The sequence below is a fragment of the Sphingobacterium sp. UBA7253 genome, assembly GCF_002472745.1.
Taxonomy (GTDB): Bacteria; Bacteroidota; Bacteroidia; order Sphingobacteriales; family Sphingobacteriaceae; genus Sphingobacterium; species Sphingobacterium siyangense.
Genome location: NZ_DKSP01000174.1, coordinates 1 through 15,635 on the forward strand (window position 1 = coordinate 1; position 15,635 = coordinate 15,635).

The following is a 15,635-nucleotide window of genomic DNA, read 5'->3' on the forward strand; positions in this document are numbered from 1 at the left end:
TTTAGGAAATAAAATCATCTATTTACATCCTAGTTCAGCTAAGTAGCCTGTTCAACTACCCCTAAAATTTATTTCAAGAAATCTATTGCTCGCTCAATTGCACCTTTTAATCCGGCTGGGTTCTTACCTCCAGCTGTTGCGAAGAACGGCTGACCACCGCCGCCACCTTGGATATCCTTAGCCAAATCACGCACAATATTACTTGCGTTCAACCCTTTTTCTTTGGCCAATTCGTCTGATATGACAACGGTCAAACTTGGCTTACCATCAAATTCAGCACCGATCACCAGGAACAAGTTATTAACAGCCCCCTTTACCGCATAAGCCAAGGTTTTCACCGCCTCTGCACTCGGTAGATCGACGATTGTGGACAAGAAATTAATCTCGCCGACCTGCTGGATCTTTGCTTCCAGATCTGACTTTAACGCTAAGGATTTTTCTGTAATACTTTTCTCTACCTCTTTTTTCAAAGCACCATTCTCATCGATGATTTTACCCAGTGCAGAAACAAAATCTTTCGGATTATTCATCAGCTCTTTCAGGTGGTGAACCAATTCGAAATGCTCACGGATAACAGCTGCAGAGCGAGTTCCAGTAATTGCTTCTATACGACGTACACCAGCCGCTACAGCAGATTCAGAAACAATTTTGAAAAAACCTATTTGCCCCGTTGCTGTAACATGTGTACCACCGCACAATTCTTTAGAATATTGATCTTCGAAGGTGATTACACGAACAAAATCGCCATACTTCTCACCAAATAGTGCTGTTACGCCCGAATCCAATGCCTGTTGATAAGGTACATTTCGTTCCTCCTTCAATGGAATATTTTCACGAATTTTGGCATTGACAATATCTTCCACCTGTTTGACCTCTTCTTCAGTCATTTTTGCAAAATGAGAGATATCAAAGCGCAAAATATCTGCGTTGACCAATGATCCCTTTTGATTCACGTGACTTCCCAACACCTGCTTCAGGGCAGCATGCAGCAAATGTGTTGCGGAGTGATTGTTTTCAGTATCGATTCTTTTGGTTTTATCGACCTGCGCAACAAATGTTCCTTTCAATTCCAGCGGCAATTTGTTTGTAAAATGTACAAATAGACCGTTTTCCTTTTTCGTATCTGTGATATAAATCTTTTCTCCAGTTTCTTCGGAAACCAATTCTCCAGAGTCGCCTACTTGGCCACCACCTTCGGCATAAAAAGGACTAACAGAAAGCACCAATTGGAATTGCTCTTTATTTTTCGCAACAACTTTACGGTATTTAATAACTTCAGTAACGGCAGTTAACGTATCATAGCCTACAAATTCAAATCCATCATCATCATTTACCACAACCCAATCACCCGTATCTATAGCAGTGGCAGCACGAGAACGATCTTTCTGAATTTGAAGTGCCTGGTTGAAACCTTCCATATCAACTGTTAAACCTTTTTCGCGCGCTAGCAATTCCGTCAAATCGATCGGGAATCCATAAGTATCGTATAATTCAAAAGCAAAATCCCCATTAATTACGGTGTGGTCCTCCACATAATTTTCAAAACGTTGGACGCCCGTAGACAACGTTCTTAAGAATGAAACCTCTTCTTCCAAGATTACTTTCTGTACAAAATCCTGCTGCTGGATCAATTCGTCAAATACTCCGGCGAACTGAGCTGCCAATACAGGTACAAGTTCATTGATAAAAGGAGTCTTAAAGCCTAAAAATGTATACGCATAACGTACTGCACGACGTAAAATACGACGGATCACGTAGCCAGCTTTATTGTTGGATGGCAGTTGACCATCGGAAATTGCAAAACTAACCGCACGAATATGATCAGACACTACCCGCATGGCAATATCAGACTTTTCATCTATACCGTATTTTATACCTGACTTCTCAGCAATAAAATCAATGGTAGGCGTAAATACATCTGTATCATAATTGGAGGTCTTCCCCTGTATACATCGCACCAAACGCTCAAAGCCCATTCCCGTATCCACATGTTTAGCTGGTAACGACTGAAGTGAACCATCTTTCAACCGATTAAATTGCATGAAGACAAGGTTCCAGATCTCAATTACTTGAGGGTGGTCTGCGTTGACCAAACTCTGCCCTGAAGTCTGTACGCGCTCTTCCGGACTACGCATATCGAAATGGATTTCGGAACAAGGTCCACAAGGCCCTGTCTCGCCCATTTCCCAGAAATTATCTTTTTTGTTACCAAGGAGAATTCTATCTTCACCAATCCATTCTTTCCAGAAATCGAAAGCTTCCATATCACGTTCTAAGCCTTCTTTTGCATCCCCCTCAAAAATAGTTACATATAAACGATCTTTGTCTAATTTATATACTTCTGTCAACAGCTCCCAAGCCCAAGCAATAGCTTCTTTCTTAAAGTAATCACCAAAGCTCCAATTTCCCAACATCTCAAACAACGTATGGTGGTAGGTATCGATCCCTACTTCTTCCAAATCATTGTGCTTTCCGGAAACACGCAAACAACGTTGCGTATCGGCAACACGCGGGAATTTGATGGGTGCTTCACCAAGAAACAAATCTTTGAATTGATTCATCCCCGCATTGGTAAACATTAATGTCGGGTCATTTTTTACCACTACTGGTGCTGAAGGTACTATCTGATGCCCTTTACTTTTAAAAAAGTCCAGAAAGGCTTGACGAATTTCTCTACTTGTCATTTAATTATCTAAAAATATGTGCAAACTTACTCAAAATTGGTAGGTTATGCAATGTAGAATTCCATATATTGACCTTGAAACGACTGTTTTCTCTAAACGACCAAAACTTCAATATTGACTTTTCAAACAAAAAAATCAGGAGATAACATACAGACAATTAGGGTACACTTATTTTAGATATGACAGAAATCACAAACTGATATTAAATACAACATTTTAAAACTGTTATTCGTTATTCATATTTGTCTAAAGCGCGTCAAATTCAATACGTAAAACAACAAAAACTATTTGACTTAAGGTCATTCACAATTACATTTGTTTTATTACATTTGATAGTAAAATAGGGAATCCAGTACACTTTCACGCACATTCCCTAAATGCAAAATAAATAAGATTAGATTTTGTAGATTAAATTCCTTCTAATGAAAAAAAACATTCTACTACCGGTAGATTTTTCGGCTCATTCTAATAATGCTGTAAATTACGCAGTGGACCTTGCCCTCGAAAAGGGGTATTCTATCCATCTTTACCACAATTATACTTCGGCTTCTGCTGTATTTGAGGAAGAAAATAGCCGTAACGAGGCAACTTCCCAAACATTCAAAGCTGATATCCTTATTAAAAATCTGGCAGAATCAATAAAATTAAAGCATCCTACGCTTGAAATAACCACCCAATGTGAGCGCGGTATGATTACTGAAACACTACCGGAGCTCGCCACTCCTAGTCGATTCGATTTTGTCATCATGGGGACTAAAGGCATCACCAATGACGACAGCCAACTTATTGGCAGCACGACCTATGTCATTAGCAAAAAAGCCAAAATACCTGTCTTGGCCATCCCAACTGAAGCGTCCTTTACACCTATTGACAAAGTTGGCTTACTGTCTAATTTTAAAGAAGAAGAGGTACAGACCGTGCAGGATTTTGTCAACATTATCGGCAAAGACTTTGAACTAAAACTTATGCATGTTCACTACGATCATTCATCAGAAAACAGAATCGAAGACAAGCTTGAAGTATGGAAATATAAGATCAAAAAATATATTGGTGTGACCAATATTGCTATAGAAGTGGATTCAATACAAGGCGACATTGAGGACTTAGATACGGTTCCGGAAGTGATTAATGAGATGATCCATGAGGAAAAGATCAAAATATTACTGGTGACACGATCGAGGAAATCGTTCTTTGAACGTGTTTTTACGCGTTCCGTTGCAAAAGCATTATTTAGTCATCCCTTAGTTCCAATATTTTTTACTAAAGCATAACCTTATAGCCATGTCTAAACTATTAATACCAGTAGATTATTCCGAAAACGCACGAGTTGCCGCATTTTATGCAGCTCAAATCGCGACGACAACAAATGATGAGATTACACTCTTTCATTCGTTCACTTCGCATATCAACAAATTTGCAAATGCGAAGCATTTAGTAGACCCCACCGAGGGAGAAGCTCGCCATCAGATGGAAAAACTTGTAGCCGAACTTCTACAGGAATATCCTTCGCTTAAAATTTCTACCTTATTTGCCAACGGTATTTTGGCTGAAACACTGGATAAACAAGAGATAAAAGAGGTCTATCAAACGGTGATTATGGGTACAAAAGGAGTGACCGGACTTGAATCTGTATTGATTGGAAGCAATACATATGATGTCATTAAAGAGTCGAAGATCCCTGTTCTAGCCATCCCGAAAAACGTGACAAAATTCAAAAATGACAACATCGCTCTATTGACAAATTTCAAACCCGGTGAACTTGAAGTGCTTAAACAAGCGATACCATTGTATGGAAAAAATTTCCATTTACAGCTTATCCACATCAACAAAAACAACCTAGATATCAATATATTAGGAGAAAAACTTAAAAATTGGATTGAACAGATCATTGCTGAAACTGGTATCGAGGATATTTCCTATATCATCAAGTCGCCAAGTTATTTTGCAGGTTCACGAGAGAATATTGCTAACGGTATCCATACCATTATCCGGGATGAAGATATCGATGTTATTTTGATCACAAAAAGCAGAAAAACTTTTTTCCAAAACATTTTTACAGAAAATATTGTTAAGCATCTGGCTTTTGAAATTGAGGTGCCAAACTTTTTTGGGCGTGTAGAGTAACCAAATAATTTTTGGCAAATTTATTGCAAGAGTGTTCAGTGAGTTAATTTAACAACAGTATTATAGTAGATAATTTTACAAACACGCATTATGAAAATTAGCCTTAAAAAATCAGGATTACTTGTTGCGGCAGGAATTTTATCCACCGCATCCTTTGCGCAAAGCACAAAAGAAGCATCAATCGAAGGCACAACTCCATTAGGTTCGGCAACACAATATAGAACCTGGTCTATCGGTGTAGGAGCCGGTGTAACAAGCTTGCAGAATATCGCCAAGTTTAACAATGGTGGTTATGACAAACTAGACTGGAATTTAGGATATAGTGCTTATATCAAGAAACAAATCTCGCCATCATTCGGATTAAAAGCAACTTATTTTGGCGGAAAGACAGCTGGTTATGATAACAGCGACAAGCAAACTGGATTCGAAACCAAAACTCCTTGGTCAGTTGCCTTATCTGGTGAGTTTTTAGCAGCCAACACGAATTGGAGATTTTTCAACAGTTTTATTAAACCTTATGCATCGATTGGTGTTGGGGTAATGAATGCTGAAACTGCTGCAATCGCTGGTGGTAACAAAGGTGAATATGGAGATTCTTATTCTAAGATCTATGTTCCCGCAGATTTTGGTTTGAAATTCGCTGTTGCCAAAGGTATTAACTTTGAATTGGGATACCAATTGAATTGGGCAAACCAAAGATTTGACAACAGAACAGTTGATCAACAATATAAAAATGACTTATTTACTTACGCACATGCCGGCTTAGAATTCGCATTGGGCAGCAGCAGCAAACCTGCATTGAATAATTCAAATCCTGTCGCAACCCTTGTGAATGACTATACAGTAAAATACGATGATCTAAAAGCTCAAAATGATGCATTGAATGCTAAAAACCAAGCTTTGCAAGGTCAATTGGACGGTCTAAACAATGATCTAAAAGATGACGACGGTGACGGTGTTGCCAACAAATATGATAAATGTCCGGGCACACCTTCAGGTGTTCAGGTTGACGGATCAGGTTGTCCAATTGTTGTGAAAAACGAAACCAAAGTTGTTGAAAAAGTAGTCGTTACCGAAGCCGATCGAAAAGTTGTTGCTGAAGCGATCAAAAACTTAGAATTCGATTTAGGTAAAGCAACGATTCGCTCCACTTCGTATGCAACATTGAATAAAGTTGCTGCATTATTGATCGAGAAGAATTTTAGTTTAAAACTCGCAGGTCACACCGACAATACAGGTTCACGTGAATTAAATATGCGTTTATCTAAAGAGCGTGCAGAGTCTGTAAAAGCATATTTAGTATCTCAGGGTGCTAACGCGTCGCGCATCGAAGCAACTGGATATGGTCCAGACCAACCGATTGCATCCAATAAAAACGCAGCGGGTCGTCAACAGAATCGCCGTGTTGAATTTACACTTTATTAATAACTAACAAATTACACTAATAAAAAGGTGTTTTTAATAGAAACACCTTTTTATTTACCAAATATCATATTTCAACTACAAACCTATAGTGAATTTAATTTTTAACTTATTACTTTTGCATCGGTTTATACAAACACAAATTATATGAAACTAAAATTACAATTAGTACTTGCTCTAGCATCAGCGGGCTTATTTGCCAATAATGCAATTGCTCAAAATGCGAAGGGATCATCCATTGAAGGAACAACACCATTTGGTCCGGTTACGCAATACAGAACATGGTCTATTGGTATCGGTGCAGGGGTGACTAATCAAACCAATATTGCTGGTTTCAACCGTGCAGGTTATGAAGATTTGGCATGGAACCTGGGTTACAGTGCCTATATTAAAAAACAAATTTCTCCTTCGTTCGGTATTAAAGGAAGTTATTTCGGAGGTAAAACAGGAGGTGCTTTCTTAACGAAAACAGCAGATCAGTCATTCGAGGCAAAGACCCCTTGGTCAGTGGCCTTATCTGGAGAGTTCCAAGCAGCCAATACCAACTGGAGATTCTTTAACAGTTTCATCAAACCTTATGCATCAATAGGTGTTGGTGTGATGAACAGCAAAACTACGTTGACGACAGGAACAACTTCCCAAGAATCGGATGGCATTTCCAAAATTTACGTACCATTGGACATGGGACTTAAATTTGCTGTTGCCAAAGGGATCAACTTCGAGTTGGGTTATCAGTTAAATTGGGTTAACCAAAACTTTGACGGTATTCAAGGTGGTCAATATAAGAATGACTTGTTTACTTACATCCATGGTGGTTTAGAATTTGCATTGGGTAATGGTAGCAAACCGGCTTTGAACAATTCAAATCCAGTAGCGACCTTAGTTAACGACTACACATTGAAATATGATGATCTTAAAGCACAAAATGATGCTTTAAATGCTAAAAACCAAGCACTACAAAATCAATTGGATGGCCTAAACAGTGACCTGAAAGATGATGATGGTGATGGTGTAGCTAACAAATATGACAAATGCCCAGGCACACCTTCAGGTGTTCAGGTAGACGGTGCAGGATGTCCAATTGTTGTTAAAAACGAAACAAGAGTGGTTGAGAAGGTTGTTGTAACAGAGGCTGACCGAAAAGTTGTTGCTGACGCAATCAAAAACCTGGAATTCGATTTAGGAAAAGCAACCATACGTCCTACGTCATACGCGACATTAAATAAAGTAGCCGAACTGTTAATCGAGAAAAATTTTAGCTTAAAACTAGCTGGTCACACCGATAATACAGGTTCCCGTGAATTGAACATGCGTTTATCAAAAGAACGCGCTGAATCGGTAAAAGCTTATTTAGTATCTCAAGGTGCTAATGCATCACGTATTGAAGCGACAGGTTATGGCCCTGACCAACCGATCGCATCAAACAAAACCGCTGATGGTCGTCAACAAAACCGTCGCGTAGAGTTCACGCTTTATTAATCGATATTCTTTGATTTATACAAGCCAAAGGCATCACGTGAAGTGATGCCTTTTTTATTACTCCTTTTCTTATCGAAATCTTATTCTTTGATAAGGTAAACGTAAAAAGATCCCCCTATTTAAAGTAAATAAACATTTGAGCAACAAAAAGATAACTTCCAAACAAACAGCATAACACGTATTTTTAATAAAGCAAAATTTAAAAAATGCGTAGACCCCATGCTCTTGTGTTGGCTTTCTTTTCGTTGATCTTTTCCTCTTGTGAAAAGGATCCACCACTTCACGAACCCGGCTCAAATGAAACCATCAACCAGTGGACATTAGACCAAATGAAACGCTACTACTACTGGAATTATAAAATTGGATCAACCCAAGATTACCAACAAAGTCCAGATTTATTTTTCAAACATATCCTATACCCCGAAGATCATTTTTCCACTATCTTACAAACCCTAAATAGTGATACCTATGGAAATACGCTAACAAATACTTTTGGGTTCGATATGGTACAACTCCAAACAACAGGTAAAACCATCCAACTGATCACCCAGATTGTTCCCTTCAGCGAAGGAGATTTAATAGGACTCAAAAGGGGAGACAGCATAAGCCACATCAACAACGAGCCTATCGACCAGAGCAACCTGAAATCGCTACTAAGCAAATCCTTGATTTTACCGGCAATGCATTTGACGCGAAACGATGGCAAAATCTTTCATCTGCCTTCTTCCTATATTTCCCAGCCTGTCCTCTATACCGCTAAACTCATCTCCTCCTCCCCCACGGTAGGCTATATATTTTTAAGTCAATTTGACTTTAGTGGGGCATATTCATTATTGGAAGCGGTCCAAAATTTCAAGTCCCAACAGGTACAAGAACTTATTGTCGATTTACGTTATAACCCCGGTGGACAGGTTGCTTTCGCCTCATTTTGCGCACTCTTATTGGCAGACATCAAGGAAAACGACATTTTTGCCAAATACCAAGGCAACAAAAATATCAAAAATAGAGAAGACAGCTTCGCAGCAGCACTGCAAGGTCAGCCCGATGGCTATTCATTTTCAGCAAAAGATGTTCTAAAACAAGGTTTACATTTAAAAAGAATTTTTATACTCACAGGGCCAAACACGGCATCTGCGTCCGAAATGTTAATTAATGGATTACATCCCTATGTACAGGTTGTACAGGTTGGCGATAAAACCTATGGAAAAGATATGGCATCGACCACACTATCTACACCTGAGGAAATTCATGGCACTGAACGTGCTTGGCATTTGATTCCCATGATCTATAAAATATACAATAAAATGGGACAAGGAGATTATAGCAACGGAATTACTCCTTCTATCAAGATCGACGAATTTGCCTTTTTACCTTTACCCCCAATAGGTGACACCAGAGATCCATTGATCCGGGAAGTGTTACGAACAATTCGTGATAAAAACACCAGAGTCAAGGGCACTATCAATACAACAGAAAAGACGAACATTTTATCCCCCAAATATAGAGGAAGTACTTATCAGGTAATACCTATCGAAGTGAGTACAGAGGATAAGACCGAAAAATAATTTTATCAGTGTGCACAAGAATTTAATGAGGTGATGATCATACGTAGATCGGCTCCAGTCTGTCCATTTTTGGCTAATTTGCGAAGAGAAGGAGACAAGATTTTCGAACGAATGGTTCGCTCCTTCGATCATAGTCCTGTACGATGTCTTCCAGCTGCTGCAACTGTTCCAAATATTGCCGATAAAGTTCATTCAGCTCCGCCATTTCATTCCTTAAGGATAGCAGCGCAGCCGCATCAACGGACTGATCTACATCTCCCTGAATTTTCAGGGAGATAGCAAATAAATTACGATGTTTTATAGCATTGATGCCTTTCATAATGACTATTTTTTTGAATTAATGGTTTACCATTGATGTAAGTGTTGACGGGTATCTGTGTTTGTTTTGTAATGAGTTTTATTTCTGTAGCCAGATATTATCCAAACCATAGCCTATCCCTCCAATTTCTGAGAATGCATCAACATCAAAATATGCATCGGATTCTTTTTGAGGGAGATATACAATACCGATATCTACCGAAAAATTAAAAAACAAAAAGACTTTTTGTCCATCTATAAGGATCGGTTTTAAATCCTTATCTAATACTTGCGCCTTTGGCACAAAAGTAGCGTCAATCGGTATTTTGATAAATTCTTCGGGAATTTTATCTGATATCAAGTCGGTAATCAGGATTGGATTTTCGTCATACTTGACCATATCCATTCCCCAACTTTCATCATAGACAGGCTTACCTTGATAAACCGCCAATCGAATTGGCTCACCATTAGGTGAAATTGTTTTATTATAATTTAAGATCTTTACTTGCCTCACACCCGGAATCGATTCAACATCATCTCCCAAGGGATTTGGCCCAACAACGAGTGACGGATCAATGGGACTTTTACTATGTACACCAAAGGTATTTAATCCTGATTTGAGCGGAAGCCGTTGCTCTAGGACGACCTGATCATTACTATTATATGCAACGACCGATGAAGAATCGGCATCTTTATTTCGTATAAAAATAAAATTAGCATCGTTTGGATTAGCAACTTTTCCATCTATCGTTACTCTTTTTACATCCACCGACGCAGTGCTATAGGATCTAAAAGCAATCCGGGCCAATTCTTCAGTTTCTACAATAGGTTCACCTTTTTGACAGGAAGACAATAGGGATCCAATCCAAAGGGCTATAAAACAGAGAAATAAATTTTTAATCATCTATAAAGGATAAAGAAGTGAGCCATTGCATGGCTCACTCAATTAAATAATCAATATTAATAAGTTTTTGGAGCAAATTGAGTCCAGTTTGCAGTCCAAGGAGCAGTTGTCGGATGGAATGCACCTTTATAAGTTGTACTTCCATCACCATATGCAGGTGAAGTTGACAATGGTCTTAAAAAAGCAGGATTAAATGTAGATGTTGTTGGATAAAAAATATTAACACCACCTGCTAGCTTTAAATAAGCAGCAGCATCCGTTGAAACATTTGTTTGATTTCCAGCTGGTGTTGCACCACTGAATGCTGCTGTATACGCATGTACAACATTACCTGTAAAAGTACCTGTTGCACCATCCTGAAATGCAGCACCTGTGGCATAACCTGCGATAATCGAATTTTGAATATCATACTGTGAAGCTCTTCTCCAACGGTTACCAAATTTCAGCTTAGTCGTAGCTACACTAGCATCTTTAATACCCAAGAATGTGAAATTTTTCAATACCGGACGAGTCTTAGGTGTCGCTGCATATGGTGCTGTACCTTCGTTATCCGACTCCAAACCGTTTGAATCCGAGCTACCGCTTGATGTGCTATTTGTTGAATTAGGATCCTTTAATGATAAGGCATATTGAATTGTTCCAGTGTATCCATGATCGAAATCAAAGTCATCATCGTCATTCGATAATGCAACCAAGTACTTCGCATTTACAGTACCTCCGAAGAATTCGAAGCCATCATCTTTACCCCAGGATACTTGAATGTTTTCTAGGGTAGTTCCGCTACCAACACCACCTAGCGTTAATCCATTGATTTCATTGTTATCGTTCAAGTTGTAACCGGCAAATTCAATACGCACATATTTCAATGAACCTGAATTGTCTGCTGGACTAGAACCACCATAAGATACATCTGTTCCTATTGGTTGCGGTAATCCTTCGATTTTTGTTGTCGCAGGCTGGTTTGTTGTTGCTGATCCCAATATGATCAATCCACCGAAATCGCCAGGATTGCGGGATCCAGATGCATTCGGAGAAGTAAACACGATAGGCGATGCAGCAGTACCATTAGCGATCAATTTCGCTGTTTTTGGAACAACTAATACTCCCTTAATATCGTGTGTTTTTCCAGAGACATTATCAGTGTAGGCTTTAGTATTACCAGAAGTAATGTAAGTACCCGCTTGAATTGTCAATGTCGCACCCGGTTTTACGAAAGCAACTCCATCAATTTTCCATACGGTATCTGCAGAAAGCGTAGTTTTAGTAATAATACCGGCAGCATCTGTTGGGATCGTTGCCTGAGGTTTGTTTGGCAAACCAGCATTCAAATCTGAATTAGGTCCTACGTTGTCTTTGTTACAAGAAGCTAATGCGATTGCGCATACGCTTGCTACTGTTAAGATTTTTTTCATTTTGTGTTAAATAATTACTAGCTTTGCCATCACAAGATCATTTTTTAGACTATGCATCCCTATGGGATAGCATTTCATAAGGTTGCATAGTTGTTTTCAATCACCCGTTTTCTGTATTTTTCTATTTTACTTCCCTGTTGTGCGACTTGGACGAACCCGGAACTTATGTACATTATTGAGGAGTGATATGAAACTGCCTCGCGCAGATAGTTTTATCTTATTAAAAATTGTATGTCAATGAAAGATTAAATCTTCTCCCTTCTTTTTTTCGATAGGTTATAATATCCCCATCAGCTTTATTGTATCTATTGTCCCCTTTAAATTTTTTGATTGTATAAATTCCATTTTCATTTCCGACACTGTATCCCTCTGTATTCTGATAATAGCGAGTCCAATCATCTAATAGGTTCGCCATATTCAACTTAGCTTCTAATTTATTGTTGAGAAAACGTTTATATATCTGCAGGTCCAGTTGCTTAGGCGCTAATTCATATTCCACTCTATTGGGATCAATGGAAGTAATATTCGTTCTGTATCCTCTATGGTTATAACTAACCGTCGTTCCGAATGAATTTCCCCAATAGCCAATTCCCAAATTCAACAACCATGGTGATTGACCGATCAAAGGACGATCCTGACCGGGAGAACGATCTTTAATCCGCTCAGGCAACTCCTTTCCGTCAACAATCTTATACTTCCACGAACTCAATACATTTACTTTGGAGCTTAAAAGCGTTGCATTCGCTGAGATAAAAAAATTTGTTAACCAATCTTTATCACCTATAAAACTTAAATTTTTACGAATTTCAAATTCTAACCCATTATTTTTAGCAGATTCCATATTATTAAAGACATAATAGGCCCCACCCGTAAATGATTCATCTTCGACCAGTTCAATGGGTTTATCCAGATATTTATAAAATCCCGTTAATGATATAATTTCTCCCGGACTTGGGTACCATTCCAACCGCAGATCTACATTATCAATAAAGGTCGATTCCACATTATCCCCTGAAATAATCGCATCCAGTTCAAAGTCATAAAATCCAAAAAAACCTGTTTCTCGAAAATCTGGACGGATTGCAGTTTTTGAATAGCTACCTCGAACATTAAAGGTATTAGTAACACTATAAGTGGCATTAATGGATGGTAAAAATTTCCAATTATTTTCACGCACAAGCAATTTATATGCTATAAATTTATTTTTGTCATCATTCGGATCACCATTCTGTTTTCTAAACATTTCGTCCTGACGATTTTTTAGGTTATAATATTCAGCACGAACACCATACACCAAGCGCAATTTATTCCATAATTTCTGATCCAACATAAAATATCCTGCGTGCGATTGCATACTTCCGTCATATACATTTCCGCCAATAAGCTCGGGATAATAATAAGCCTGACCAATGCCGTTGCCAATATTTTCCGACGAAAACAACACATCATAAGGCGCTTCGATAGCAGGTGCTGCGGTTGACGGATCATTAGGCATATAGGAACGCGTAAAGGGCAACAAACGAAATATGGATAAATCTCGCTTCTTAGACCAGCCCTGATAACCAACTTTAACCAAAGTACTGACAGATCGTCCTTCTCCAAAAATGCGGGAAAATGCCATTGCCCAATTATAATCATCCTCATTGATCTGTGTCCACATACGGGAATCTTTTCCCAGCACAGATGAATTTGACCATCCTGAAAGATTTAACAAATTTGGAGTCTGAAATAGATGTTGATCATCGAATACAGTAGTCAATCTATATCTCAATTTCCGCTCATCTAAAATCTGTTGTTTGATTTTATTATAGGCAAACATGCCTTCCGCTTTAATTTTCCAAGGCAATTTATATTCGCCGCTTAATTGATGCTGTTGTAAAGACATTGCTTCAGGCAGCTGATACTGATTTTTTGTTGGAGCATTACTTAGGTCTGCAAAGGCCGCTCGAATATTTTCATTATAGGAGTTGTTATAAGTACGGGCATATATATTTTTGAATGCGAGCTTAAAATCCTGCCCTTGTAACCCAAAATTCGCAACTAACCCACTACTACTATTAAAACGATAAGAAGTACCCGCTCCATTTAAACCGACTCCTGTACTGTCAATATAGTGTGCTCCATTAATAGCGGATCCTCTCACATTATTGAAGGCTACAATATTTTGTTCATTTCGAATATTCGCAGAAGCAGAGAAACCAAACAATAATCCATTTGAAAGATTATATCGTCGCCCCAATGCAAACCGAAAATTTTGGTTGGGATTGGCTTTATAACGATATAGTTTCATAGCGTCTGCATTGACCTGTTTAGATTGGGATATTGCATCAATGTCATTATACTTGACATCTGAACCCGGCATTAAAAATTCTTCATTTAACTTTGGATCGTCCAGTACATACCCAGGGGGGGCATCCAGACGTCGGGCTTCACCATTCCAATACCAAGGCAATATCCCCTCAGGTTGTTTTGAAGAAGAATGATTAAAACCAAAAAATTCCGATGCTTTCCGCTCCCCCAGCCGATAAAAGTCTTTGCCAGTTGTGCGGGAATTACCACCTATCCCATATTGTATTGTCGTAAAATTCTTCTCCGGAATATCCAATGTATTTACCGAAACCTGTCCGCCAGAAAATTCAGCGGATACATCCGGTGTTGCCGTTTTATTGACCACCACCGAGCTCACCATTTCTGTCGGTATAATATCAAAGGAAAAATCCCGTCTATTCTGCGAAGTACTCGGAATCACCACACCGTCCAACATGGCCTGATTGTAGCGGTCGGACATCCCCCGCACAATGACGTTCCGGTTATTAACAGTGGTCAATCCGGTAACACGTTTTAAAACCTGCCCCATATCATTGTCCGGTGTACGTGCGATCTGTTCGGCGGATATTCCGTCCGTCACCGACGCTGCGTTTTTTTGCGCCGCATAAAGACCGGCTACGGAAGCTTTTTTAAACGATACATTGACAACTGCCGTCTCTAGCGCATTTACCTGCGTCTTCATGGCAATGTTTAACCCTGTCCGTTGTCCGGACTGTATTTTGACCCCTTCAATACGTTGGGTCTGGTAAGAGAGGTAACTGACTTCCAATATGTAGGTTCCCGGTTCAGCATTCAAAAGATAGCTCCCATCGATACCGCTCTGTGTTGATTTATTGGTACCGATCAGTTTGATGCTGGCATTAGCCAAAGGCTGACCGCGATCATCAATAACTTTACCTGAAATATACCCATTCTGCTGTACCGGTTTTTCGACTAATGTAATATAGACACTGTTGTCTTGAGCCATTAGGTCAGTCTCCCTGAGCAGATAACGCATGACATCGCGGACACTACTACTTTTAAAAATTTTGGCATTTACCTTTTTCTTTGCCAGATTATATTTCGCTGCATCGAAAGCGATATGTATATTTTCGGATTCCAAACGCTCGAAAGCCGCCGGAATATTAGATTCACTAAAAGAAACTGTAATCTTTTTATTGAGTAACTGCCCGTATGCGCCCGAAGCTAAGAGCATTTCGGCCGACACGATCGAAAGAAATAGACCTACCAACGATGTCCTTATCATAAACTTAATATCGTTTTGCGTAACGTATTGCTTAAATTTCATAAATTTGTATGCGTATATAATATCTCTTAAGTTGTTGTATATGTTATTTATACCATCTCCAAATGGTACATGATGCAGAGTTGACGATGGCCGTCGTCAGCTCTCTTTTTTTATTCCCGAATTAGTAAATAT

The 15,635-nt window shown here is 39.0% G+C and carries 10 protein-coding genes; 5 read left to right on the top strand and 5 right to left on the bottom strand.

The genetic code is table 11. From position 1 onward, the window contains the following. Positions 1–68 precede the first annotated feature (68 nt). The gene (alaS, locus tag B2X72_RS17535) at positions 69–2,684 is read right to left on the bottom strand and encodes an alanine--tRNA ligase (RefSeq protein ID WP_286850895.1); all 2,616 of its coding nucleotides are present in this window, start codon (positions 2,682–2,684) and stop codon (positions 69–71) included. A gap of 422 nt (positions 2,685–3,106) precedes the next feature. On the opposite strand from alaS, the gene B2X72_RS17540 reads away from it, so the two are divergent. From B2X72_RS17540 to B2X72_RS17560, 5 genes are all read left to right on the top strand, one after another. Next, on the top strand, positions 3,107–3,955 hold the full coding sequence (locus B2X72_RS17540; RefSeq protein WP_088160702.1) for a universal stress protein: 849 nt from the start codon (positions 3,107–3,109) through the stop codon (positions 3,953–3,955). A gap of 10 nt (positions 3,956–3,965) precedes the next feature. Next, positions 3,966–4,808 carry a universal stress protein gene (locus B2X72_RS17545; protein ID WP_088160701.1) on the top strand — a complete coding sequence of 281 codons (843 nt, stop codon included), beginning with the start codon at positions 3,966–3,968 and terminating at the stop codon, positions 4,806–4,808. A 90-nt stretch (positions 4,809–4,898) separates the two neighbouring features. Further along, positions 4,899–6,233 carry an OmpA family protein gene (locus tag B2X72_RS17550; RefSeq protein ID WP_075991683.1) on the top strand — a complete coding sequence of 445 codons (1,335 nt, stop codon included), beginning with the start codon at positions 4,899–4,901 and terminating at the stop codon, positions 6,231–6,233. Positions 6,234–6,377: 144 nt separating this feature from the next. Continuing rightward, positions 6,378–7,709, top strand: a complete 1,332-nt coding sequence (locus B2X72_RS17555; RefSeq protein WP_286736433.1) for an OmpA family protein — start codon at positions 6,378–6,380, stop codon at positions 7,707–7,709. 206 nt (positions 7,710–7,915) lie between these two features. Further along, complete coding sequence (locus B2X72_RS17560; protein ID WP_088160699.1) at positions 7,916–9,274, top strand: S41 family peptidase; 1,359 nt, start codon at positions 7,916–7,918, stop codon at positions 9,272–9,274. Between the two features lie 73 nt (positions 9,275–9,347). Here the strand turns inward: B2X72_RS17560 and B2X72_RS17565 are convergent, their stop codons facing one another. The 4 genes from B2X72_RS17565 to B2X72_RS17580 all read right to left on the bottom strand — a co-directional run bounded on the left by B2X72_RS17565 (position 9,348) and on the right by B2X72_RS17580 (position 15,461). Then, on the bottom strand, positions 9,348–9,593 hold the full coding sequence (locus B2X72_RS17565) for a hypothetical protein (protein ID WP_286850896.1): 246 nt from the start codon (positions 9,591–9,593) through the stop codon (positions 9,348–9,350). Positions 9,594–9,671: 78 nt separating this feature from the next. Beyond that, on the bottom strand, positions 9,672–10,475 hold the full coding sequence (locus B2X72_RS17570; protein WP_088160697.1) for a hypothetical protein: 804 nt from the start codon (positions 10,473–10,475) through the stop codon (positions 9,672–9,674). Positions 10,476–10,531: 56 nt separating this feature from the next. After that, positions 10,532–11,887: a hypothetical protein gene (locus tag B2X72_RS17575; protein WP_088160696.1), complete on the bottom strand. Its 1,356-nt coding sequence runs from the start codon at positions 11,885–11,887 to the stop codon at positions 10,532–10,534. Between the two features lie 220 nt (positions 11,888–12,107). Further along, positions 12,108–15,461, bottom strand: a complete 3,354-nt coding sequence (locus tag B2X72_RS17580; RefSeq protein WP_232475714.1) for a TonB-dependent receptor — start codon at positions 15,459–15,461, stop codon at positions 12,108–12,110. Between the last annotated feature and the right edge of the window lie 174 nt (positions 15,462–15,635).